A 25,359-nucleotide genomic window follows, 5' to 3' on the forward strand; every position below is an offset into this window, starting at 1 on the left:
CGGGGTCACGGCATCTGCAGCAGCAATGAATGCAGGATACGGGCGTCCTCGGCATCCAGGGTCTTCGGCAGGTCGTCGCGGCCACGGAAGCGGCGATGGAACGCGGCGACGGTGGCCTCGCGGTTGTCGAGCGGGTAACCGAAGCGCGCCAGCGCATTCCACGCGTCGAAACCCTCCGGTGCCGCGCCGTCGGCCGCGCGCGGCCAGACGCCGAAGCCGGCCTCGGCCAACTGCTGCCAGGGGAAGAAGCGGCTCGGATCCTGCTTGCGCGTCGGCGCCAGATCGGCGTGGCCAATCACCTGGCGCGGTGGGATGTTCAGGCGGGTGGTGAGGTCGCGCAGCAGCAGGATCAGTGATTCGATCTGCGCCGCACTGAACGGGCTGCGGCCATCGTTGTCCAGCTCGATTCCGATCGAGGTTGAGTTGAGATCGGTGATGGTGCCCCAGCGCCCGGCGCCTGCATGCCAGGCGCGGCGCTCGTCGGCCACCAGCTGGTAGCGATGGCCATCGCTACCGATCAGGTAATGCGCACTGACCGGTCCACCGCTGTTGGCGGTGCGCAGCGTATGCAGGCTCTGCTGCACCGATTTCTGCTCGGTGTGGTGGATGACGATGATGACCGGCGTGCGCGCGTTCTGGTTGGGTGACGGCACCCAGGTGGCGAGCGGGTTGTGCTGTACGGGCGCGGTAGCCGTGCAGGCCGAAAGGGCCAGCGCCAGCAGTGCGGAAACCAGAAGGCGGGGGCTGATCATGGGCAGATTGTAACCATGGACTGCGGCCGTGGTTCGACGCAGCGTACCGATCGACATCGCCGGTGGCTCCGCAGTCCGCGTGCTGATGGCTGTGCCTGATCATGAAGATGTAGCGAATCACATGGAAAGAGCGAAGCGGCACTACGAGGCAGCAGGACCCGGAAAGATCAGATCCTGCCCAAATCTTGCGGCATAGATGCTCTCGAACTGGAAGGAAAGCACGAACCCCGATTCACATGCCGCAGCATAGCGCTTGATGAAACGGCAAATTTCCTCCCAAGCGCATTCAAATCCGCCTGCGCGGAAATGGAACGAACCCATCAGCCCCACACGCCACTCGGCCTCCTGCCCTTCCGCGACGACAGCCTCCGGCGGTTCAACGATACGGAAACCGAATCCCGTGTTGGACGCTGGGAGATACCGCTGTAGCTTGTCCAGATCATCGGAATATGCGAACTGGATAGAATCCAAGGCTTGTAGCACGACCTCGAGGCTGGAACCGACCTCGACTTCGAGCGAAATGCTCATCGTCGAACCTTTATAGCGGCGCCATCATCAAAGATCTTGTGCTGCGGCAGAGCGGTCTCATCCGCCTATCGGGCAATCGGACGCAATGATCCTCTTATCCGCTGATCTTACCCATGAATTCCGCAATCAACGCCCGATCCGAATCATTCTTTCCAGCCCGATCCAGAACTGGACCAATATGGTAGGCAAGAAGGTCACGATAGGCACCGGCCTCTGGAATGAAAGCATCAAGACAACTCAAGAACGATCTCACCGACATAAACGAAAGAAACACCTCGTAGGGATATGAGCTCGCAAAAGGAACACCCTGCAAATAGTAGTTTGCCAGCTTCTTTTGCTCTGCCCTTGGCCAAGAGCGGCACTTCATCAGAACAAATGCATCCCGATAATTGTCCGATTTCAATGGCGCGTAACCCATCAGCCACTCTGATGCGGCCGTAGCGTCCATTGCAGACATCTCACCGCAGAGCTTTCTAACTCTCTCATCCATAAAACCACCTAGAATTCATTAACGACCGTTAGATCCATTGAACTTATCCAGCGGGAGACCGGCTCCCCCATTGAGAGTCGCCGGAGGCTTGTAATGACCGGAGTTGTTATTCCAATCCACCACCTTCCCGCGATTCGGACCATCATTATTTCCAAATCGGATAGATCCGGCATACTTCACCTCTCCACCTCCGCTCAAGCCCAAGTGGGTAGAGTAATCCTGGTTTGGCCCAGGACGGGAGGCACGAATCGTACCATCCGGCATGGTCACGAAGTCGTACCTACCAGACGGAGTAATGAGCTTGCCACTTTCAGTCTTCAGCCAGTAACGCCCGGCATCATCCTGAACTAGCACGCGGACTGGCTTCTGCTGCACGGCCAGATCAGCCGGAATAAGATTTACAAGCGTTCCGCGCTCAGTAACATTCTCACCTGCCTTGCCAGCAGCCCCTAGCGCAGTAGTATCTCTGCCTGCAAGCGTATCGCGACTGCGACTCCCACTGGATGCCCTGCTGCCTGATGCGGCGCCAGTAGACGGGTTTATTCCCAGCCTCCCGGTCACCGGCAGAAGTCCAGTCTTTCCAGCTGCCACCGCGCCAGCTATCAGCGCGATGTTCCCAGCGGTCATGGTAAGGGCATAGCGATCATCATCGCTCAACCCTGCCGCCGTGCCGAAGAGATAGGCGCCACTGGCCAGGGGGCTCGCGATCTGTGCATCAAGCAACGCGAAGTCGTGCCTTTGCCTCATCGCAGTTGGAAGCAGATCTTCGGATCGCCAGATCTGCAAGCCCGACTTGATGATGGCCTCGTTGTAGATCGCTTCATTGATACCCTGTGGCCTCCAGATGTATCGCTCGAAGGCAGAGAAGTTCTCATCCGCATACTGCCGCTTGTCGGATGACAGACCGGAGTATGGGAACTCACTTGCTTTGCGGAATCCGCCAGCAACGAGGGCGGCAGCCGCGTCTGCGCCATTCTGCTGCGCGTACGTACCAAGGTAGATCTCAAGATTGCGCTGTTGCACTTCTGTGAGCTTTTCACCCGCGTACAGCTTGTTGAGCAGGCCATCGCTCATGCGATCGCCGGCATCTAGGTACAGGAGCTCCGTGGACTCCTGGGGCGTGAGACCACCCTTCTGTGACTTTTCGCGCAGGCTTGCAAGCCTCTTCTGATCGACATGGCCAAGGAAGTTGTTCTCAACCGAGTTCTTGGCGATCCCCGCATTCAACGTGATCCCAGCCAGATCCTGCCCCGACAGCCCACCCGCCAGCGCACCCACCGCCTGCGATAACGCCAGCACCATCTCCCTCTGTTCCGGACTCAATCTGGAAGGATCTCCCCCGGTCAACGTATTGGTCAGCACCTTCGCAGCCAACTCGCCGCCTGCCGCCGACACGGCACCGGTCCCCGCACTGCCACCATTGGCTTCCGCCAGCAGCGCACCCAACACCGCATGCGACAGCAATTGAAGCGTCGCGTTCGGGTCACTGCCATGGTTCGGGTCAAGCGTGCTGCCGATGAAATAGGCGGCATAGGGCGCCAGTGCATTGGAAGCGACCTGACCAGCACCTTGTCCCGCTACGCCTCCCACAAGCGCTGTCGTCACCGCGTTCAATGCACGGTTGTATTCGCCGCCCGTGCCCCACTTTTTGGCATTTTCGTAGGCTGGGCTGTTTGCCGTCAGCACCGCATCGCGTTGTTCCGCACTCAGCGCGTTGAACGCCTTCTTCTGTTCCGTTGACAGGCTGTCGTAGTACGCTTGGGTTGCCTTGTTGCTCTGATAGGCCTGCACATCCACGGCGACCTGCTTGCTGGTGGCGAGCACCGTGCTGGCTGCGTTCGCCATCGCCTGCTGATCGACCAGCAGCTTGTTGGCATCAGGCATCGCGTCCAGCGCACGGTGTGCAGCGGCTGCATCGGTGTTGACACCCAGCTCGGCCGCGGTGGTCTTCCTGCCGCCAATGGTGATGTTGCCCTCGGTCAGTGTCGCGCGCGTGCTGGAGCTGTCGCTGCCGCTCTCATGCATGGGCAGCCCGCCACCCATTGAGACACCCGTCGGCCCCTCCAACTTGCCCGTCACGATGCTCGTGCCGATGCCCTTCAGCTGCTCGCCGACCCCCACACCCTTGCCGGCCGGTCCCTTGCCCCCGTTGCCGAAGCCACCACTGATGCTGCCGGAGCTGGCCTTGTAGTCCATGTGGTTCTGCAGGTCGGTGAACGTCAGCGTATCCGCAGTCAGTTCACTGTTGCCCGCATTGGTGCTGGCGATCGCGCCACCCACCAGGTTCACCTGGCCGGCATCGACGTGGTACCCCCCATTGCCGGCAAACAGGCCGCTCTGCTGGCCAACGCCCTGATAGCTGCCGTTGGCTTTGCCTGCACTGGCGTAACCGTCGGCATTCCACGCGGTACCGAACGACACCTGCACGCGGCCGCCCACCTGGCTGTTCTTCGACATACTCTCGGCGATGTCCTGCAACGACTCGATGGTCAGCGTGCCGCCGGTCTTGACGTCGATGCGATCAGCGGTCGCCGTGGCCCCACGCAGCGTGGTGTCGCCCTCAGCCTTCATCGAGATGTTCTTGCCGGTCAGCGTGGTGTTCTGCCAGGTGCTGCTCTCGGCGTTGGACTTACTGCTGCCGACGCTGGCTTCGGCGTACACGTACACGCCGGTCTGCGCGCCCACCGCAACGCCCACGCCGACTTCGGCGCCGGCATTGCTGCTCTTGCTACGGTCGGCCACATGCGCCCTGCCCGCTTCCAGCAGGATGTCACCGGCCGAATCCAGGCTGAGCGTGTTGCCCGCGCTCAGATTGCCCTGCACCACGTGGATGTCGCCCTGGGTGCTGGTCAGGTTGACGTTGCCGCCCCCCTGGATGGTGGAGCCTCGCGAGACCTGGCTGCTGCCATCGGCACTGCTGCTGGAGGTCTTGAAGCCGACGCCGGCCTCGGCACTGAGCAGTGCCCCGCCTCCGCCCTTGCCGGCCATGCTGGAGATGGCACTGGCGGCCTGATAGGCATTGGCACCAGCGGCAAGTCCCTGCATCTTCTGCAGGCGATCGTCGGACTTGCGCGCGGCGTCGACGTTGTTGAGCAGATCGATCAACGGCGACTTCACCCGCGCGAAGGCACCGATCTTCAGGTCCTTGTCGCTCTGCGAGTAGTGGCCACTTTCGTCGGCGGTCAGCAGCTCGATCTCGGCAGCGGTGATGTTCACGTCCTTGGCTGCCACTACATTGCTGGCGCTCTGGGTGTACTTGCCACCTGCGGTGAGGTTGACGTTGCCGCCGAGGCTGCCGACGGTGCTGGCCACCTGTGAGACCTGCGCGCTGTCATCGCGATGCTGTTCGCGATGCCAACCGGAGAATTTCTCGGTATCGGAGATCTGCACAGTGCCGATCGCCTTGCTGTCCGAGCGGTTGGCATTGCTGACCGTGTCCTGCCCGCTACGGATCGTCAGATCGCCCGCAGCACGGATGCTGACGTCCTTCTCCGCCGCAATGTTCGCAGCAGTGAGACTGATGTCACCCTCCGTGGTGGCCATGCGCACGCCACCACCGACCGACAGCTGGGTGCCGGTAATGGTGTCGCTCTGTCCGGCGCCATCGCTGCGTGAGTTGTTGGTGCCGAACGGCAGGCCTGCCGAGTTGGTGGCGATACCCCAACCCTTGCCACGGCTGTCGCTGTCACTGCGCTCGGTGTTGTGCGCGACATCGAACACGATGTCCTTGGTAGCCAGCAAGGCGGCATTGCCCTCGGCCGACATCTGCGCGCCCTGGCTGGTGATCGAGCCGCCGTTGGCAATCAGCGAGAGATTGCCGCCTGCATTGAGATTGCTGACCCGGGCATCACTGGTTGAGTGGCTCTGGTTGCTGTTGGATCGCTGGCTGCCGGCCGTGATCGCCGGCAGCACGGCCGCCGACACGCCGGCCGCCACGCCCTCGGCGGTGCGCGTGATCCGGCCCATCATCGTGCCGCTGTCGGCCATGCCTTCGGTAGCGTTGTCGCGTGCGGCGCGGTACGCCTTGGCCGGGTCGTAGGTGACGCCCACCGAGAAGCCGCTGGACTTGCTCGACTGGCTGGACTGCGTATCCACGGTGTCCTGCCGGGCAACCAGGTTGATGTCCCTGCCGACCAGGGTCAGATCCTTGCCTGCCGCCACGTCGGACGCCGCGACCGTCAATTGGTTGCCTGCGTTGATCAGCACGCTGCCTTCGCGCGAGGCGATGGCCGAGCCGACCTGGGTGGTCGACTGCTCGGCAGTGCTGCTGCTGTTCTTCGAGCTACCGTAACCGATCGAAGCGGTGCCATTGGAGAAGCCACCGGTGAAGCCGGACTTCTTCCTGCTCTCGCTGGACTCGCTGCTGTGATGGTCCTCAGCGGAGGTGATCAGCACATTGTTGCCAGCGCCGAGAACGACCGTACCCGTGGCATCGACCATCGCGCCCACCGCGGTCAGGTCACGGCCGGCGGTGACGCTCACGCTCTCGCCCATCAGACCGGTGCCGATCGCGTAGCTGTCGCTGCTCTCGGCATGGCGGGTGGTGGTGGTGCTCGAAAGTGTCTTCTTTTTCTTATCGTAACTGTCCAGGCTGAAGTCATGCGTCTCGCTGGCCGAGAGCAGGTTGACGTCGCGACCGGCGGTCACACTCAACGTGCCATCCGAGCTGGTGGCCCGGGTAGCGGTCAGATTGATATCGCGGTTTGCCCTCAACACCATGTTGTCGCCAGCCAGCAGCTGGCTGCCGCGCACGGTCTCATCACTCTGGCTGATCTGCAGCGAGCTGCGCTTGCCACCGGCATTGAAGTCGCTGCTGCGGCTGTCCACCAGCACCTGGCTGTTGATGTCCCCACCGGCCTGCAGGGCCATGCCGCCATCGGCCTTGATGCGGGTTGCAGCCAGGTTGATGTCCTTGCCCGCTGCCAGCACCACATCGCCAGCGCCTTCAATCGAAGACACCGCATGCGTGGTCTGGCTGTTGCTGGTGTGATTGCGGCTGTCGTGGTTCAGCGCGCTGCTCTGGCCCAGCGTCTGCGCACCCAGGTCCAGGGTGCCGCCAGCAACCAGCTGGGTGATGCCATCCTTCCCGGCATTGCGGACCTCTGCCGCCTTGAGGCCGATGTCACCGCCGGCCACCACCGACAGCACGCCGTCGCCGCTGGGATTGGTGACATACAGACCAGCCACGCGATCGAGCGTGGTCTTCTGCTGCGACAGGCGATCGCCCTGGTCCTTCCATTCCGTGGTAGTCGAAGCCACGGTGATGTTGCCGCCGGCCTTCAACGCCAGCGCATCGGTAGCCTTGACGGTACTACCGATGATGTCGATGTCCTGCCGCGCCGACAGGCCCACCTGCGCACCGCTGATCTGGCCGCCGGACAGGTTGCGGATGTTGCCGGCATCGATGCTGACCAGCTGCCGGCCGGCAATCGTGCCGCTGTTGACCAGGTCACCGCGCAGCTTGACGTCCACCTCCGCGCCGGCCAGCAATGCGCCATCGTTGCCAAGGTCGCCCGGCAGCACCCGCAGGTAGACCTGCGGGACCAACGCGCGAACCACCGAGCCATCGGCCAGGGTGACGTCCTTTTCCACCAGCCAGACGATGTCGCTGGTCAGGCGTGCCATCTGCTCGGCGGTGAGCGCTACGCCGGGGCGCAGGCCCCATTCGCTCGCCACGGTGGCACCGGCCTCCAGCAGCGCGCGGTACTGCTCCTCGTCGCTGGCGTGGCCGCTAAGGAAGCGGCGGCCGGTGAGTTCGCCGATCTGCTCGCGCACCAGCTTCTGCTCGTAGAAGCCATCACCCAGACGCTTCTGCGTCTGCGCGGGATCGAAGCCTGCGCGCTGCAGAAGATAGTCCGAGCTGAGCCAATCACGATAGCTGGTAAAGCGCGGGTCAGTTTCCACGATGTGGTTGCCACGGTTGGCGTCCACATTGAACAGGCTGGCGGTGGGCGCACTGGCATTCGGGGTGGTGGTGACCACCACGCGCGGATCAGCACCGGTTGTCGTGGTGGCCTGCTTGCCATCCACCGCGGCATTGCCATCACTGCCGGCATGCTCTCCGGCGCGCACCGCCGCCGGGCCGTTGGCATTGGCCTGCCCGGCCTGGGTGGCACTGATGTCCTGCGCCGTGCCAGCGCCCGCCCCGGCATTGCCGGCCTGGCCGGGGCCCTGGGCACCCGCCGCGTCTGCCCGCACGCCGTCGGCCTGTGTTACCGCCTGCTGATGGCCGCCGTTGGCCCCCTGCGCCGCGCCAGCGGTGCCCGGCCCCTGCGCGTCTACGCTGCCCGCACCCTGCCCCGTGCTCTGGCCGGGCCCCTGCACGCTGCCCGCGCCGGGACCGACCGCACCTGCACCGCGGCCGTTGGTATCCACCTGCGCGGTGCCCTTGCCACCCCCGGCGTTGGGGTTGCTGCCCCCGGTGTTGTCGTTGCGCAGGTTGCCGACATCGATGGTGAGCTTGCCACCGGCGGTTATCGACGAACCCAGCGCGCCGGTCTTCTCGGTGATCGGTGCCGCCTTCCAGCGGCTGGAGGAGCCACCGTAGGTGATGGACACGTTGTCGAAGGTGCTGGTGCGGGTCAGCTGCTCGGCAGCATTGATCACCTCGGATTGATCGCGATTCAGGCCGACGATGGCCAGGTCGCGACCCGCAGCGATGTTGGCGAAACGGTTCTCCAGCCGATCGGTGCTGATCCGCATGTTGCCGCCCGCATTGATCACGGCGTTGTTGCCTGCCGAGACCACCACGTCTTCCACGGTGGTGCGGGTGGCAATACGGGTCTTCTCGTTGCCGCTGGTCTCCTGCGGGTGGCGCTGCATGTTGATCAGCGTCGCGTCCGGATTGTCATAGTCCGGATAAGTGATGAGCTGCACGCAGGTGGTGGTGCAGGTGCCGTAGGCGTTGTTGTACCGGAGGGTATCGGTTACGTACTCGATCGGCGGCGAACCGGCCCCGCGGACGGACAGGTCGCGGAAGGGATCTTCCGCGCCCGCGCCGAGCTGGTCGGGATTGTTGCGGTTGTCGGCACGGCCGACGTAATAGATCGTGACGGTGCCGTCCTGCACGTTGAGGCGTTCGCGTGAAGCGCGCGCACCATACGCGCCGCCGCGGGCAAAGGCATAGGCGCTGGTGTTGCTGGTCAGCCGGATGACCGCCTTGCGGATCTGCTGGCCATCCGGGGTGACGTAGGGGGTGTCTTCCAGGATGTCCGACGGATCAAGGTAGTAGATCTCGTACGGCTGGTAGTTCGAGGTTGCCCTGAAATCGCGGTTGTTGTTGTTGGCGTTCTTGAACCAGCCGGGCTGCTCCAGCCGGACCGGCGCGTGCACGGTGGTGACCTTCTCCACGACTACGTTCTCGCGGATGTTGTTCACTGCCAGCGCGGACAGATCCAGGTTGCCGCTGACCTCGATGGTGGATCCGATGTTGTCCACCCGCTGCGCGCTGCCTACTGCGGCCAAGCCGTTCAGGGCGCCGCCGATGGCGGCGTCGCCATCGCTGAAGATCAGGCTCTTGCCGCTGTTGGTCAGCGTGCCGACGCCGAGGTCCAGGCGCTGGCGCGCGGCGATGGTGCCTGCACGGTCCACGCCACCGATGTTGGCCGCCACGTTGTTGAGCGAGCCCGCCTGGATGGCGACGCGGTCACCGTAGATGCGGCCGCTGCCGATGTTGTCGACGGTCGCGGCGGTGATATGGGTGACGTTGCCTTCCAGCAGGCCGTAGTTGACCAGTGCGCCGCCCGCTGCAAGGCGGGTCAGGCCGATGCTGCTGATCTCGCCGGTGGACGCATTGGTGATGTTGCCCGCATTGATGTTGACGTTGGCGCCGGCCAGCTTGCCGGTGTTGTCCAGGTTGCCCTGGATGGACAGGCTCAGCGTGCCGTTGGCCACCATCTCGCCACGGTTGGTGTGGCTCTGTCCCAGCTCCAGGGTCATGTCACCCTGCGACATCAGCCGGCCGTCACCGATGATCTCGCGGGTGCGGAGGGTCTGCTGCCTGCCGGCCACCAGGGTGCCGCCGCTGTTGACCAGGGTATCGGCGCGGACATCGGAGCCTAGGGCCGCCGACACCAGGCCACCGCTGTTGTCCAGGCGCTGGTTCACCTGCAGCACGAGGTTGTCCGCAATCACCTGGCCGTTCTGGTTGTCCAGGTTGCTGGTGGTTACCTGCAGGGTCTTGCCCTGCAGCCCCAGTGCAGGACCATTGCCCGGGCTGAGCGTATTGCGGTTGTCGACGTGGCTGGCTTGCAGGTCGAGGCGGCCGGTTGCGGCCACCAGGCCGCCACTGTTGAGCAGCGCGCCCTGCAAGCCGATATCGGCGTTGCCACCGGCGGTCACGCTGCCACCACTGTTGGCCAGCTGCTGCGCGCGCAGCAGCAGGTCGGCCGCACTCACCAGCGAGCCACCGCCACTGTTGTCGATGTTGATGGCCTGCACGTCGGCGCCGGACTTGGCGGACACGGCGCCGCCACGATTGTCGAGATCGCCGCTGCGGATCTGCAGCGTGCCGCTGCTGACGATGCCGTTGCCGTTGGAACTGGCATTGGTCAGCCGCTGTCCCCCAGTGTTGATGCTGAGCGCCGCCGCCGATTGCAACAACCCGCCGGTATTGTCCAGCGCACCACTGCGCAGCTCCGCATTTCCGGAAAGGCTGGCAATGATGCCGCTGCGATTGTCCAGCGCCTGGCCGCGGGTATCCAGCTGCAGGTCGTTGGCGATGATCCGGCCACTGGTGTTGTTCAGGCCGCTGGCCGAGACCTGCAGGTGCTTGCCGGCCTGGACCAGGCCAGCCTGGTTGCGCAGCACTTCACCGCTGGTCAGCTGCATGTCCTGACCAGCCGCCACGGTGCCACCGTCGTTGTTGATGGACTGTGCCTCGGCCAGCAGCGTGCCTCCGGCGGACAGGGTGCCCTTGTCGCTGTTCTCGAGCAGGCCGTCGACGCGCACGGTCAACGCGCTGGTGCCATCGCTGTGCACGGTGCCGCCGCGATTGTCGAACGCGCCTGCTGTGAGGGTGGCGTCTCCTGTGGTCAGGATGCGGCCGCCGCGATTCTCCAGCGCACGGGTGATCGCCAGGGTGCTGCCACCGCCGCCGGCAGCCTGGATCGTGCCCCGGTTGTTGAGCAGCTGCGCGCTGCGCAGATCCAGCGTGCCATTGCCGGCAAGCGTGCCACCGGTGTTGTCCAGCCTTTCGCGCGCGGACACCTTAAAGGCATCGCGACCGGAGGCGATGATCGAACCGCCCGCGTTGAGCAGCGTGCCGGTATCCACGGCGATGCGGGCAGCCGACAGCGTGCCGTCACTCAGGTCGGTGGTCTCGCCGGCCAACTGCAGGGCGCCATTGCTGAGCAGCTTGCCGCCCTGGCCATTCAAGGTGTGCGCGTTGATGGCCAGCGTGCCGGTGCCGGCCTGCTGCACGGTGCCGCCAGCATTGCCGAACACTGCGCTGGTCAGGGCCAAGTCGCCATTGCTGGCGATCAGACCGTTGCCACCATTGTCCAGTGAGGTGGTGGCCTGCACGCTGCTGGCCTGCGTGCCCGTCGCCAGCAGCTTGCCGTTCTGGTTGTCGAAGCGGTCGGCATTGATGTTGAAGTGATCGGCACTGAGCGTGGCGCCGCGATGGTCCACAGTCATCGCATCCAGCTGCAATGCGCCTGCCGTGGCGATGCTTCCGGCAGCTCCATCCAGCTGGTTGGCCTGCACGGTCAACACGCCCTTGCCTGCATGGACGATGCTGCCGGCAGCGTTCACCAGCTGCCCGGCATCGATACGCAGGTTGCCGGCATTGCTGGCGAGGGTGCCGCCGCCGTTGTTGAATCGGCCGGTGACGGTGACCCGGCTGTCGGACGTACCTGCCGAGCTCAACGTGCCGCCCGCATTCGATAGCGAACCGGCGCTGATCTGCTGCGCGCCGTTGGCGGCAATGGTGCCGCCGTCATTGCCCAGCGCGCCGCGCACCTGCAGCGACATCGCCTGGTTGCCGGTGGCGTTCAGCGTACCGGCCGTGTTGTCGAGCTGGCCGACCTCGATGCTGACCTGCTGCGCGGCCGTGGTGCCCGCACTCAGATCGACGGTCTCGCCCTTCAGCTGCAGCTCGCCGTTGCTGACGATACGGCCGGCGTGGCCCTGCAGCGTAGTGGCATCGATCTGCAGCAGGCCGTCACCCGCCTGCTCGATGCTGCCGCTGCGGTTGTCTAGCGAAGCCGCCGCCACCTGCATGCGCGCGCCACTGGCAATCACGCCCTTGTTGCTGTTGTCGAGCAGGCCATCGGCCTTGACCACCAGCCGTTCAGCGCTGTGCAGCGCACCGCCCTGGTTGTCGATGCTGCCGGAAGCGATGCCGAGCCCACCGTTGGCCAGGATGCGGCCACCGCGGTTGTTGAGGTCCTGGCCGATGCTCAGCTGGCTGGCCGCTGTACCCGCGGACTGCAGCGTACCGCCGGCGTTGACCAGCACGGCGCTGCGCAGATCCAGGCCACCGTTGCTGGACACCGTACCGCCGCTGTTGTCGATGCGTTCGCGTGCGCTCAGCCGCAGCATGTCACTGCCGGTCGCGGTCAGCGTGCCGCCGGCGGTGACCAGGGTGCCGGTGTCCACCTCGATCCGCTTGGCCGAGGTGACACCCGCCCGCAGGTCGGTGGTGGTGCCCTTGAGCAGCAGGCTGCCATTGCTGACCAGCGTGCCGCCCGTACCGTTGAGCGCTCCGGCGTTGATCGACAGCACGCCTTCGCCGGCGTGCTGCACGCCACCGCCGGCATTGCCGAACACCGCCGCCTGGATGCCCAGGTCGCCATTGCTGGCCAGCAGGCCACCCTCGCCGTTGTCCAGCGTGCCGGCCACCTCGATCCGGCTGCCCTCGGCACCGGTTGCGATGACCTTGCCGGCCCGGTTGTCGAACGACTGTGCGTCCAGCGTGATGCGCTCGGCCTGCAGGGTGGCGCCGCGATGGTCCACGCTGCCCGCCTGAAGGGTGATGCCCCCTGCGCTGGCAATGGTGCCGCCCTGGCCATCCAGTTGCCCGGTACGCAGCAGCAGGCCCTGCGTGCCGGCATGGCTGAGCGTGCCCTTGACGTTGGCCATGCCGCCGGCGTCGATCTTCAGCGCCGCACCATTGCTGGCCAGCGTGCCGTTGCTGTTGTCGAAGAGGCCATTGACGCGCAGCTCAGTGGACGCGCTGCCGGCCGAACTGAGCGTGCCGCCACGGTTGGAGAGCTCGCCGGCTTCAATGTGCTGCGCACCGTTGCTGGCGATGGTGCCCGCGTCGTTGGCCAGCCGGCCGCTTACTTGCAATGCCAGCGTTCCGCTGCCGGTTGCACGCAGCGCGCCTGCACTGTTGTCCAGGCTGTCGGCCACGATATCGAGCTGCTCGGCCGCCACGCTGCCGCCGCGGAGATCCAATGAACCGCCCTGCAGAGACAGCGCGCGGGAAGCACTTATGCTGCCGCCCTGGCCCGACAGCATCTGCGCCTCGATGCGCAGGTCGCCGTTGGCGGAGAGCGAACCGCTGCGGTTCTCCAGCTGCGCGGCACGGATTGCGGATGCAGCATCACCGGCGACGATCAACTTGCCGTGGTCGTTGACGAAGCGGCCTGCATGCACGTCGACGGCGCCATTGCTGCCCAGCGTTCCGCCGGTATTGTCGAGCAGGCTGCGGGCCTGCAACTGGAGCACCTGGCTGCCGAGCGCGCTCAGATTGCCGCCCGCGGTGATCACGCTGTCACCGGCGATGCTGATGCGTTGCGCCGTCGTGGTGCCATCGCGCAGATCGAGGGTGTCGCCCTGCAGGTCCAGCGAACCGTTGCTGAGCAGGGTGCCACCGGCGCCGGTCAGGTCCTGCGTGATGATGACCAGGCTGCCGGAACCGGCCTGCTGCACGGTCCCTCCGGCGTTGCCGAAGGTGCGCGCGTGGATGTCCAGGTTGCCATTGCTGGCAACGGTGCCTCCATTGCCATTGTCCAGCGTGCCCTGCACGCGCAGCGTGTTGCCGCCGGTGCCGGTGGCGATGATGCGCCCACCGCGGTTGTCCAACCCGGTCGCCGTGATATCCAGCTGTGCGGCAGCCAGCGATGCGTCCTGGTGGTCGACCTCGGCCGCAGTGAGCTGCAGGGCGCCAGCAGTGGCAATCTGTCCCTTCGCCCCGTCCAGGCGCCCGGTAGCGATGACCAGGCCGGCGCTGCCCGCATGGCTGAGGGTACCGCCGGCATTGACCAGCGCGCCGCTCTTCAGCTGCAGATTGGCCGCGTTGCTGGCGATGCTGCCGCCACTGTTATCGAGGGTGCCGTCGACCCGGATCTGCGACGCTGCAGTACCCGCCGAATTGAGCGCACCGCCGCGGTTGGACAGCGCGCCCGCCTGGATCTGTTGCGCGCCATTGGCGCTGATGCTGCCGCCGTCGTTGCGCAGCAGGCCCTGCACCTGCAACTGCATCGCATTGTTGCCCAGGGACAACAGGCTGCCGCCGCTGGTGTCCAGGCCCGTGGCCGTGATCTTCACGTCACGGGCGCGGGTGTTGCCCTTCTGCAGGTCCAGCTGCTGCCCGCTCAACTGCAGCTGGCCGTTGCTGGCGATGCTGCCGCCAGCCCCCTGCACGGTGATCGCCTCGATCTGCAGCGTGCCGGTGCCGGCATGGTCGATGCTGCCGCCCTCGTTCAGCAGCCCATCGGCATTGATGTCCAGATCGCCATTGCCGGACAGCAGGCCGCGCTGGTTCTGCAACCGCTGGCTAGCATGGATGCGGCTGGTGCCAGTGCCTGCGGCGATCAGTTTGCCGCCATCGTTGATGAGGATGCCACTGTTGATGTCCAGCGCACCATTGGCGCCAACGGTGCCGCCGCTGTTGTCCAGGGTGCGCGATACCTGCAGCTGCAGCGCGTCGCCGCCCGTCGAGGTCAGCGTGCCACCGGCGGTGGTCAGGTCGCCGGCACGTACATCGATGCGCTGCGCGGCGGTGGTGCCGTTGCGCAGGTTCAGGGTATCGCCGTGCAGCTGCAGGGTGCCGTTGCTGAGAACAGTGCCGCCCTGGCCCTGCAGGTTGGCGGTGGCAATGCGCAGGTTGCCGGCGCCCGCCTGCTGCACGGTACCGGCAGCATTGCCGAAGGACACCGCGTCAATCTGCAGGTCGGCATTGCTGGCCAGCAGGCCACCGTCGCTGTTGTCCAGGTGATTGCGGACATTGAGCGTACTGGCCTGCAGCCCGGTGGACAGCACGCGGCCGCCACGGTTGTCGAAGTCCTGTGCGGTCAGCTCGAGCTGACGGGCGACCAGCTGCGCGCCGCGGTGGTCGGCACGGCCCAGCAGCAGATCTGCCGCGCCTGCGGTGGCGATGCTGCCTTGCACACCGTCCAGGACCCCCGCACGCAGCAACAGCCCTTCACTGCCAGCGTGGCTGATGCCACCTCGCGTGTTGACCAGGGTGCCGATGTCCAGACCCAGGCGCGTGGCATTGCTGGAGATGCTGCCCTCGCTGTTGTCGAGCTGGCCAATCGTCCAGGTCGTCTCGGCGCTGCCACCGTGGGCGAGGCTGCCGCCGCGATTGATCGCCGACATCGCCTTCAACTCGAAGCCACGGGCGAAGGTCATGCGGCCGCCGCTGTTGTCCAGCTGTTGCACCTGCGCGCTGGCCGCGCCCTGGACCTGCAGGGTGCCACGCATGTTGCGCAGCGCCTGTCCCTGTACCTGCAGGGTGCTTGCGCCCAGGGTACCGTCGCTGTTGTCCAGGCTGTTGCGGGCGCTGAGCTGCAGGTCGCCACTGGCTTCGATGCGGCCGCCGTCGTTGCCCAGCGTTCCGGCGATGTTGAGCACACCGGCCGCCAGCGGCGGAAGTGGCGTGACCGGCGGGGTGCCGGTGCCAGGAGAGCCGGTGCCCGGAGTACCCGTGCCTGGCGTGCCGGTACCCGGGCTGCCCGTACCCGGTGTCCCGGTTGCCGGTGTACCCGTGCCAGGCGGGGTACCGGTGCTGGTACCCGGCGACACACTGGCCACGTTGCCGATACGGCCCTGCAGATTGCTGACGTCGGCCGCCTGCAGCTGCAGCACCTGCGCTCCAAGCTGTTCGATGCTGCCGCCACGATTGCGCAGTGCATCGGCATTTACTTCGATGCGCCGCGCGTTGAGGGTGCCGCCGCTGTTGTCGACATCCGCAGGGGTCTGCAGGCGCAGCTCGCGCTCCGCACTGAGCGTGCCGGCATTGGCGATGCCCGCGCTGGCATCGATGCGCAGGTCCTGTTGCGCATGCATCGCGCCGGTGTTCTGCAGCCGGCCGTCGGCAGTGACGACCAGCTCGCCGGCCTGCGCGCCGATCTTGCCGGCGTTGCTCACGCCCACGCCGTGTTCGTTGCCGACCAGCCATATGCGATTGGCGTACATGCCGCCCAGCGCGCCCACATCCAGCGCGAAGGTGGGCGCCGCGGATGCAGGACTCTGCAGCTGCACACTGCTGTGTTCAGCGCTGACCACGTTGCTGCCCAGGCTGGCCTGCAGCTGGTTGGCCCAGATGCCGGCGTTGACCTGCAGCGAACGGGTGATGATGTCGGTGTAGTCGGCGCGACTGGTATCCAGGCCTGCGCCACCGATACCGATGCTGCCACCTTCCACGCGGTACCCGTCCAGTACGCCCTGGGTGACGATCGGCGTACCGGTGGTGAGGGTCACCCGGCTGGCATTGAGGAAGCCCGCGCCATTGACCTGAATGCCGGCCGGGTTGGCGATGACCACCTGCGCCCGCGCACCCGCCACTTCCACGTAGCCATTGAGGTGGCTCGGATTGCTGCTGTTGATCTCGTTGAGGATGACGCGCGCGCTACCGGTGGCCAGCCACGGATTGCCCTGCACCCAGCCGCCCAGCTGGGTCTGCACCTCACCGCGCGAGTTGTTGAGGATGACGCCCTGCTGGCCGACGTCGAACTGCTGGTAGGTATTGCGCGACACGCCGCCAGCGCTGGGCGTGGTGATGTTGACCTGGGGCGTGCCGTTGGCCGAGGTGATCACCGTCGGGCGCTGGTTCGCCGGCGCGCCGGGGTCTGCGGCAATTCGGCCCGGGTCGGCCGGCGCCTGCTGCGCGGACAACGGCTGCACCAGACCCACCCACCCCAGCATCAGCCACAGCGCGAAACTGATCGGACGCAGCGTGCCAACCGTACGGCCTTCCCGGTTGTCGGCACCGCCGTGCGCGGCGTTGACCAGCTCGGACGCCACCTGCATGACCCCGAGCGTACGGTTGAAGACCAGACGGTAGACTTTGTTCACGGCGCTGATTCCTTTCGGTGCTGTTGGGTTGTATGCGCAGCAGGCTGCGCGGTACCACATCGTGTTGGCCGCGCAGCGGACTGCGCAGGCCGGTCATGTGCAGGTGTCAGAACGAGACGCCCACGTTCATTCCGAACGTGGTGTAGGCGGTCTGGAAACCACGCGGCTTGGACAGCGGGCTGCCGACGAACGCATCCCAGTTGATGTGGCGGGTGCCACCGCGAAGTCCGAGCGCGGTGCCGGTGAGCCGGTTGCCCAGCAATCGCGCCGTGGACGGGCCGGCAACACGCCCGTGATCAACGGCAACGTAGGCCTCCACGCCGCCGCCCAGGGGCACGCCTACTTCATTGCGTAGCAACCAGCCACGCTCACCGGTCAGCGACATTTCGCCATCAAAGCCACGCACGGTGTAGCGGCCACCAATGGAGAACCGGTCCTGCGGCACCAATGGCGAGCGGTTCCACTGCGCGCGCCAGCTGCCGATGTAGCGCAGGCTCTGCTTGCCCCACTGCAGGGGCAGGACCAGCTGCGCGTCCGCGGTATAGATGCGGCCATGCGCCGTGCCTTCGCCAAAGGCCTCTTCCGGCGCACGCAACGCGTTGAAGGCACCGGTACCCTTGCGGTACGCCAGGTTCACATCCAGCGTCGCCTTGCCGATGAAGTGACGGTGGCCCAGGCCCAGCTCCCAGCCGGCCATGCGGCGGCGCTGCACTTCAATCTCGGTGTCGTTGATGAAGTTGTCCGATTCGCGATACCAGCCACGCGCGTACATGCTGGTCTTGGCGTGCGCATTGCGGAACAGCATGCGGGTCAAACGCAGTTCCGCATTGCGGCTGGAGCCGCTGTAGACGTAGTTCTCGAACGCACCGGCAACGGTCTGCTCATAGTCGTACTTGCTGGCATTGGCGCCCAGCAACCAACCGCCCAGCGGCAGGCTGTAGTGCGCCGCCCAGCTGTCGGTGCCACGTTCGCTGCCATTGAACACCGATCTGCCCACGTTGATGTAGAACAGATCGCTCAGGCCCGCAGGGTTGTCCACCGACACCGTGGCACCGGCCTGTATCTTGCCCGTGCTCTGGCTGCCGGCATCGTCCAGGGTCAGATTGACCCGTACCGGGCGCGCCTGCTTCCAGCTGATCACCAGGTCGCTTTCGCCGGGTTTGGCGGCCGCGCCGTCGGCTGGTGGCGCGATCTGTATGTCCACCGAGGCAGTCGGCACGCGTTGCAGGTTCTCCAGCGCCTGCTCGATGTCACGCAGGTTCAGCACCTCGCCGCGCGTCACCGGCATCGCGTTCCAGAGGGCGGGGGTACGGCCTTTTCCATCGGCGAAGCGGATGGCGTTGACGCGCCCTGGCACGACCGTGAGCGTCAGGATGCCGGCCTTCAGGTCCTGCGGTGCGGCCAGGATGCGGGTGGTGACGTAGCCGCGCTCGATGATCGCGTTCTGAACGCGCTTCATCACGACGTCCACGCCGCCCGTACCCAAGCAGCGCCCGGTGGCGGGATCGCTGCGGGGATCAGCTGCCGCCAGCGCCCAGCGGAAGCGGTCCGCAAGATCCCCCTGCAGCGCGATGGCGTTGATGGTGAAGCACGGTGACTCCTCCACCGGCAGGTGGCCGAGGTCTTCGGTAGCCGGCTGCAGGCGGACGTCCGGCGTGGACTCCTGCTGTTCACGCAGGAGACGCTCGCGCTCCTGCTGCCGGAGCAGTTCCTGCTCCGGCGACACCGTCTGCGCCCATGCCGGCGCCTGGAGGCCGGCGATGGCCAATCCCACGCCCACGGACAACCGCCACCGCAACGCGCGGCTGCGTACCTTACGTCCCTGTTTCACGATGCTCTTTCCCTGCGGATAACTGCCAGTCCGACGAGTATTCGGCTGGAAGAGGCCGCACTTTAGGGGAATCGCATGGAAGGCGACAGAGCCAGCACGCTACGCGGGCCAAAGCCTTGCCCAGCAAAGTGTGATGTCCGACGAGGCGGCTTCTGGCAGCCGGCGGCCATCGGAATCTGCTCCGACACTGCCAGCCGGTGGATAGACATTGGCGGCCCTAGGGCCGCCGAGGGCGGACGCCCGCTACTGCCTGTGCGACGGCGGTAACGAGGCGTCCGCGAAACCGTGAAGCCGGTCAGGCCTCGTACGCCGATTCGCCGTGCGAAGTCACATCCAGGCCGGTGCGTTCGGCCTCTTCGGTCACGCGCAGGCCGACCACGACCTTGACCATCAGCAGGATGACCGCGGTCACCACCGCCGACCACAGTACGGTCAGGCCGACGCTGACCACCTGCACCCAAACCTGGTGGGCGATATCCAGATCGGCCTTGGTACCGCCCAGCGACTGTGCACTGAACACGCCGGTGAGGATCGCGCCGACGATGCCGCCGACACCATGCACACCGAACACGTCGGCCGTGTCGTCCACTTTCAGCAGGCGCTTGAGGCCGGTCACGCCCCACACACAGACCACGCCGGCGACGAAGCCGATCACGATCGCGCCGAGCGGGCCGACCGTGCCGCAGGCCGGGGTGATGCCGACCAGGCCGGCCACCGCACCCGACGCCGCCCCCAGTGCCGACGGCTTGCCCTTGCCGATCGCTTCCACCAGGGTCCAGCCGAGCACGGCGGCGGCGGTGGCCAGCACGGTGTTGAGGAAGGCCAGCGAGGCCACCGTATCGGCCGCAGCGGCGGAACCGGCATTGAAGCCGAACCAGCCCACCCACAGCAGCATGGCGCCGATGTAGGTAAACGGTACGTTGTGCGGCTTCAGCGCGGTCTGGCCGTAGCCCAGGCGCTTGCCGACGAACCACGCGCCAACCAGGCCGGCCACGCCCGCGTTGATGTGGACCACGGTGCCACCGGCGAAGTCGATCGCGCCCAGTTCACCCAGGTAGCCGCCGCCCCAGACGATGTGTGCCATCGGGATGTAGCTGAGGGTGAACCACAGTGCCGAGAACAGCAGCACCGCGCGGAACTTGATGCGCTCGGCGAATGCGCCGACGATCAGCGCGGTGGTGATGCCGGCGAAGGTCGACTGGAAGGCGACGAACAGGTAGTCCGGCAGGCCCTTGATCGGCGTGTTGCCCACCGAGTCGGGCGTGAAGCCCTTGAGGAAGGCGAATTCGGTGAACGAACCGAAGAATGGATTGCCCGCGCTGAACACCGCGCTGTAGCCGTAGGACACCCACAGCAGCAGCACCAGCGAGAACACCACCAGGATCTGGCTGAGCACCGACAGCACATTCTTCGACCGCACCAGTCCGCCGTAGAACAGGGCCAGGCCTGGAACCACCATCAACAGCACCAGCAGGGTGGAGGTGAGCATCCAGGCGACGTCGCCACGATCGTAGGCGGCGGCCGCTTCGGCCACGGCCGGCGCAGCGGCGCTGGCGGCCGGATCGTGCAGCGGCTCGACCGCAACGGTTTCGCTCGGCAGCGGCGACACCTGTGCCTGGGCATGGGCGCTGCCCGGCCACGCACCTGCAGCCAGCGCGCTGAGCAGCATCAACAGGCACACCAGGTGGAACCGGGCCTGCCACCCGGTGAGAAGGCGGATCTTCATTGGGGAGTCTCCGGAAGGGGGTTACAGCGCGTCGGCACCGATTTCGCCGGTGCGGATGCGGATGACCTGTTCGACGGCGGTGACGAAGATCTTGCCGTCACCGATCTTGCCGGTGCCTGCCGACGACTGGATCGCTTCGATCACCGCGTCGGCACGCTCGTCGGTGACCACCGTTTCGATCTTGATCTTGGGCAGGAAATCGACGACGTACTCGGCGCCGCGATACAGCTCGGTGTGGCCCTTCTGGCGACCGAAACCTTTCACTTCGGTCACGGTGATGCCCGACACGCCTGCATCGGACAGGGCCTCGCGGACCTCGTCGAGCTTGAACGGTCGGATGATGGCGGAGATCAGTTTCATACGCATGTCCCGATGGTGGATGGGGCCAGCGCGCCAGCGCGCGTTGGCATCAGGCAACCACAGGTCATCAGGGTGATGACCGTGGCTGTTGCACCGGACACGTACAGGGCCGGGACGGCCGTGCCTCTCTCCTTGCACGACCGACGCGGGAGGGAGGGCGGCCCTGGTCGCGTATCCGGTCTCTCTCTTGCCCCTGGGGTGGGGTCAGAGCCCTTTCGCGGCGCGAAACGGATCTGACCCCCTACAACCGCGGCTCCCCAGCCGCGAAAACGGAAGCGATGGCGGCGGGTGGGAGGGGGAACCCACCGCCATCGCGTCCGGTCAGCTGGCGTAGTACAGCTGGTATTCCAGCGGGTGGGTGGCCGCGCGGAACTTGGTCACTTCCTGCATCTTCAGCGCGATGTAGCCGTCGATGAAGTCATCGCTCATCACGCCGCCGGCCTTGAGGAACTCGCGGTCCTTGTCCAGCGCTTCCAGCGCTTGGTCCAGCGAGGAGCAGACCTGCGGGATCAGCTTCTCTTCTTCCGGCGGCAGGTCGTACAGGTCCTTGTCGCTCGGTGCACCCGGGTCGATCTGGTTCTTGATGCCGTCCAGGCCGGCCATCATCAGCGCGGTGAAGGTCAGGTAGCCGGACTGGATCGGATCCGGGAAGCGCATTTCGATGCGGCGCGCCTTCGGGTTGGAGACCCACGGAATACGGCACGACGCCGAACGGTTGCGGGCCGAATAGGCCAGCATCACCGGCGCCTCGAAGCCCGGCACCAGGCGCTTGTAGCTGTTGGTGCCCGAGTTGGCGAAGGCATTGATGGCCTTGGCATGCTTGAAGATGCCGCCGATGTACCACAGCGCCAGCTGGCTCAGGCCACCGTAGCCATCACCGGAGAACAGGTTGGTGCCGCCCTTGGACAGCGACTGGTGCACGTGCATGCCGCTGCCGTTGTCGCCGACGATCGGCTTGGGCATGAAGGTGACGGTCTTGCCGTTGCGGTGCGCGACGTTCTTGATGACGTACTTCATGCGCAGCAGCTCGTCGGCCTTCTGCACCAGGGTGCTGAACTTGGTGCCGATCTCGCACTGGCCGGCGGTGGCCACTTCGTGGTGCTGCACTTCCACTTCGATGCCGACCTGTTCCAGGGTCTTGCACATCTCGGCGCGCAGGTCGTGCAGGGTGTCGGTCGGCGGAACCGGGAAGTAGCCGCCCTTCACGCCGGGACGGTAGCCGCTGTTGGCGCCGTCATACTTGGCGCCGCTGTTCCATGCCGCTTCTTCCGAGTCGACCTTGAAGAAGGTGTTGCCCATTTCGTTGGCGAAACGGACCGAGTCGAAGATGAAGAATTCCGGCTCCGGGCCGAAGAACGCGGTTTCGGCGATGCCGGAGGACTTCAGGTAGGCCTCGGCACGCTTGGCGATGCCGCGCGGGCAGCGGCCATAGGCCTGCATGGTGGCCGGATCGAGGATGTCACAGCTGATCACCAGGGTCGGATCGGCGTAGAACGGATCGACGTAGGCGCTGGACGGGTCCGGCAGCAGCACCATGTCCGATTCGTTGATGCCCTTCCAGCCGGCGATCGAGCTGCCGTCGAACATCTTGCCTTCTTCGAACAGCGACGGTTCGACGATGCTGACCGGGAAGGTGACGTGCTGCTCGACGCCACGCATGTCCACGAAACGCAGATCGACGAACTCGATCTGGTTGTCCTTGATCAGCTTCTCAACGTTTTCCACGGACATCGGTACGACCTCGGATGGGGATGAATGCCTGCTGAGGTACAGCAATGACCGTGCCAACTTTTCGAAGGCCGCAAGTCATTGATTTTTGGACGAGCGCCCCGTACCGGTGCATTGCCCCGCGCACCAAACGGGTGCACTTGCCAACAGACGCACCCGTTTGGTGCAGCAGGGATCGTCTATCCTCTCGACCTTCTTCCTTCCTGCCGCGCGTGCCCGCACCGTCCATGTCCGACCTGCTCTCCGCCCTGCTGCTGGGCATCCTCGAAGGCTTGACCGAATTCCTGCCGATCTCCAGCACCGGCCACCTGCTCATCGCCCAACACTGGCTGGGTGCCCGCTCGGACTTCTTCAACATCGTCATCCAGGCCGGCGCGATCGTGGCCGTGGTGCTGGTGTTCCGCCAGCGCCTGCTGCAGCTGGCCACCGGCTTCAACCAGCGCGAGAACCGTGAGTACGTGTTCAAGCTGGGCGCTGCGTTCCTGGTTACCGCCGTGGTCGGCCTGGTGGTGCGCAAGGCCGGCTGGTCGCTGCCGGAGACGGTCAGCCCGGTGGCCTGGGCACTGATCATCGGTGGCGTCTGGATGCTGCTGGTGGAGGCCTACACCGCGCGGCTGCCCGATCGCGACCAGGTGACCTGGACAGTGGCAATCGGCGTGGGCCTGGCACAGGTCGTGGCCGGGGTGTTCCCCGGTACCTCGCGCTCGGCCTCGGCGATCTTCCTGGCCATGCTGCTGGGCCTGAGCCGCCGCGCGGCCGCCGCCGAGTTCGTGTTCCTGGTCGGCATTCCCACCATGTTCGCCGCCAGCGCCTACACCTTCCTGGAACTTGTCAGGGAAGGGCAGCTGGGCAGCGAGAACTGGACCGAGGTGGGCGTGGCCTTCCTTGCCGCGGCCATCACCGGCTTCGTCGTAGTGAAGTGGCTGATGGGCTACGTCAAGTCGCACAGGTTCACGGCCTTCGCCCTCTACCGCATCGCGCTGGGCGCGGCGCTGCTGCTGTGGCTGCCCTCCGGCAGCTGAACAGCACTGGGGCACGGTAACCCCATGGCCGGCCCCACCCCGTTTCCCCCACGGTTCCCCAAGGAGAATCACCATGAACCGCAAGCTCACCCTGCTCCTCCCGCTGGCCCTGATGGCCGCCTGCAGCCAGACCCCGGCCCCGGCCGGCACCGGCGGCGACGACGTGGCCCCGGCCGCAGCCAAGGCAGCAGATCAGCAGACGCTGGCGCACCTGGATGCGCAGCGCCTGCAGAGCCAGCACTGGCTGCTGCAGCAGGCCACCGGCGCCGACGGCAAGCGCATCGACGCGCTGTTCGCCCGCGAAGGCAAGCCGGTCACCCTGGACTTCGCTGACGGCCGCCTGTCGGTCAGCAACACCTGCAACCGCATGGGCGGCGGCTACACCCTGGCCGACGGCAAGCTGACGGTCAGTGCGATGGCCTCGACCATGATGGCCTGCACCGACAAGGCGCTGATGGCGCTGGACGAAGCCGTGTCGAGCCGCCTGCAGGGCGAACTGAAGGCCGAGCAGGATGCCGATGGCAAGCTGACCCTGACCAACGCCAAGGGCGACGTGCTGGTGTTCAACCCGGAACCGACCGCTGAAACCCGCTACGGCGGCGCCGGCGAAACCGTGTTCCTGGAAGTGGCCGCGAAGACGCAGAAGTGCTCGCACCCGCTGATTCCGGACTACCAGTGCCTGCAGGTGCGCGAAGTGAAGTTCGACGACAAGGGCCTGAAGCAGGGTGAGCCGGGCAAGTTCGAGAACTTCTACGGCAACATCGAGGGCTACACCCATGAAGACGGCGTGCGCAACGTGGTGCGCGTGAAGCGCTACGAAGTGAAGAATCCGCCGGCCGATGCGCCGTCGCAGGCGTATGTGCTGGACATGGTGGTCGAGTCGGCCATCGAGAAGTGATGCAGAGCCGACTGTCAGTCGGCTGATGGGTGGAGGGCGGCCGCAAGGCCGCCCTCTTCGTTGTGGGTAGAGCCGGCCGCTGGCCGGCTGCCATGCGCGGATCCGGCAGCACACGGGCGTTGCCGGCCAGCGGCCGGCACGACCCGTTATGCCGCCTCAGCCCAGCGCCGGATTCAACGTGTAGGTGCCGTGCAGTGCCGCCTCGGCCAGCACGTGGCCGTGCATGGCGCGGTAGGCGTCGGCGGCGGTGAAGCGTGCCGGCAGCTGCAGCGATGCCACGTCCAGCGCGAACACGCGGAAGAAGTAGCGGTGCACGCGCTCGTCGTTGAACGGCGGATAGGGGCCGTCGTAGCCCAGGTAGTCACCGGCCATGTCCGGGTTGCCGGCGAACCAGCCGGTGAAGTCGTTCAGGCCCTGGCGGCTGCCGGCCGGCCCGGCCGGCGTGGTCTTGCCCTTCACCACGAAGCCGTCGCTGCAGCTGCCTGCGGCGATCTCCTGCACCGAGGCCGGGATATCGGCCATCACCCAGTGCACGAAATCGCAGCGTGGCTGGTCGCGTGGCACGCTCATGTCGGTGCGGCCGACCGTCTCCGGCACGGTCGGCACGTCCGGATCGACGCATACCAGCAGGAACGAACGGGTGCCCTCCGGCACATCGCTCCAGGCCAGGTGCGGATTGCGGTCCGGTGCGAAGCCTGCGGCATCGCCGGCGGCGAATTCGCGGTCGATCGGTGCACCGTTGGTCAGGCTGTGGCTGCTCAGTTGCATCGGCGTGTCC

Annotated in this window: 11 protein-coding genes; 2 read left to right on the plus strand and 9 right to left on the minus strand. The window is 65.9% G+C overall.

The window, feature by feature from the left end:
• Positions 1-5: 5 nt before the first annotated feature.
• The 8 genes from KXV01_RS13590 to glnA form a co-directional block, all read right to left on the minus strand.
• Positions 6-752 carry an N-acetylmuramoyl-L-alanine amidase gene (locus KXV01_RS13590; protein ID WP_263467860.1) on the minus strand — a complete coding sequence of 249 codons (747 nt, stop codon included), beginning with the start codon at positions 750-752 and terminating at the stop codon, positions 6-8.
• A gap of 141 nt (positions 753-893) precedes the next feature.
• On the minus strand, positions 894-1,280 hold the full coding sequence (locus KXV01_RS13595) for a hypothetical protein (protein WP_049439218.1): 387 nt from the start codon (positions 1,278-1,280) through the stop codon (positions 894-896).
• Between the two features lie 94 nt (positions 1,281-1,374).
• The gene (locus KXV01_RS13600) at positions 1,375-1,770 is read right to left on the minus strand and encodes a hypothetical protein (RefSeq protein ID WP_134709074.1); all 396 of its coding nucleotides are present in this window, start codon (positions 1,768-1,770) and stop codon (positions 1,375-1,377) included.
• Between the two features lie 18 nt (positions 1,771-1,788).
• Positions 1,789-17,016, minus strand: coding sequence for a hemagglutinin repeat-containing protein (locus KXV01_RS13605; protein ID WP_263467861.1), 15,228 nt, complete (start codon positions 17,014-17,016; stop codon positions 1,789-1,791).
• 106 nt (positions 17,017-17,122) lie between these two features.
• Entirely contained in the window at positions 17,123-18,847 is a 1,725-nt protein-coding gene (locus KXV01_RS13610; RefSeq protein ID WP_111096345.1) for a ShlB/FhaC/HecB family hemolysin secretion/activation protein, read from the minus strand.
• 295 nt (positions 18,848-19,142) lie between these two features.
• A complete protein-coding gene (gene amt, locus KXV01_RS13615) occupies positions 19,143-20,573 on the minus strand; it encodes an ammonium transporter (protein WP_263467862.1) in 1,431 nt (476 codons plus the stop codon).
• A gap of 21 nt (positions 20,574-20,594) precedes the next feature.
• Positions 20,595-20,933, minus strand: a complete 339-nt coding sequence (locus KXV01_RS13620) for a P-II family nitrogen regulator (protein WP_004134334.1) — start codon at positions 20,931-20,933, stop codon at positions 20,595-20,597.
• A gap of 321 nt (positions 20,934-21,254) precedes the next feature.
• The gene (glnA, locus tag KXV01_RS13625) at positions 21,255-22,664 is read right to left on the minus strand and encodes a type I glutamate--ammonia ligase (protein WP_019661939.1); all 1,410 of its coding nucleotides are present in this window, start codon (positions 22,662-22,664) and stop codon (positions 21,255-21,257) included.
• A gap of 224 nt (positions 22,665-22,888) precedes the next feature.
• On the opposite strand from glnA, the gene KXV01_RS13630 reads away from it, so the two are divergent.
• Both KXV01_RS13630 and KXV01_RS13635 read left to right on the plus strand, forming a co-directional pair.
• Complete coding sequence (locus KXV01_RS13630) at positions 22,889-23,683, plus strand: undecaprenyl-diphosphate phosphatase (RefSeq protein ID WP_263467863.1); 795 nt, start codon at positions 22,889-22,891, stop codon at positions 23,681-23,683.
• 73 nt (positions 23,684-23,756) lie between these two features.
• The gene (locus KXV01_RS13635) at positions 23,757-24,581 is read left to right on the plus strand and encodes an META and DUF4377 domain-containing protein (RefSeq protein WP_049414463.1); all 825 of its coding nucleotides are present in this window, start codon (positions 23,757-23,759) and stop codon (positions 24,579-24,581) included.
• A gap of 156 nt (positions 24,582-24,737) precedes the next feature.
• On the opposite strand, the gene KXV01_RS13640 is transcribed toward KXV01_RS13635, so the two are convergent.
• Positions 24,738-25,349 (minus strand): YbhB/YbcL family Raf kinase inhibitor-like protein, encoded by a 612-nt coding sequence (locus KXV01_RS13640; protein ID WP_049414462.1) that lies wholly within the window; start codon positions 25,347-25,349, stop codon positions 24,738-24,740.
• Positions 25,350-25,359: the final 10 nt, after the last annotated feature.

This window comes from Stenotrophomonas sp. Ps181 (genome assembly GCF_025697425.1).
Classification (GTDB): domain Bacteria; phylum Pseudomonadota; class Gammaproteobacteria; order Xanthomonadales; family Xanthomonadaceae; genus Stenotrophomonas; species Stenotrophomonas sepilia.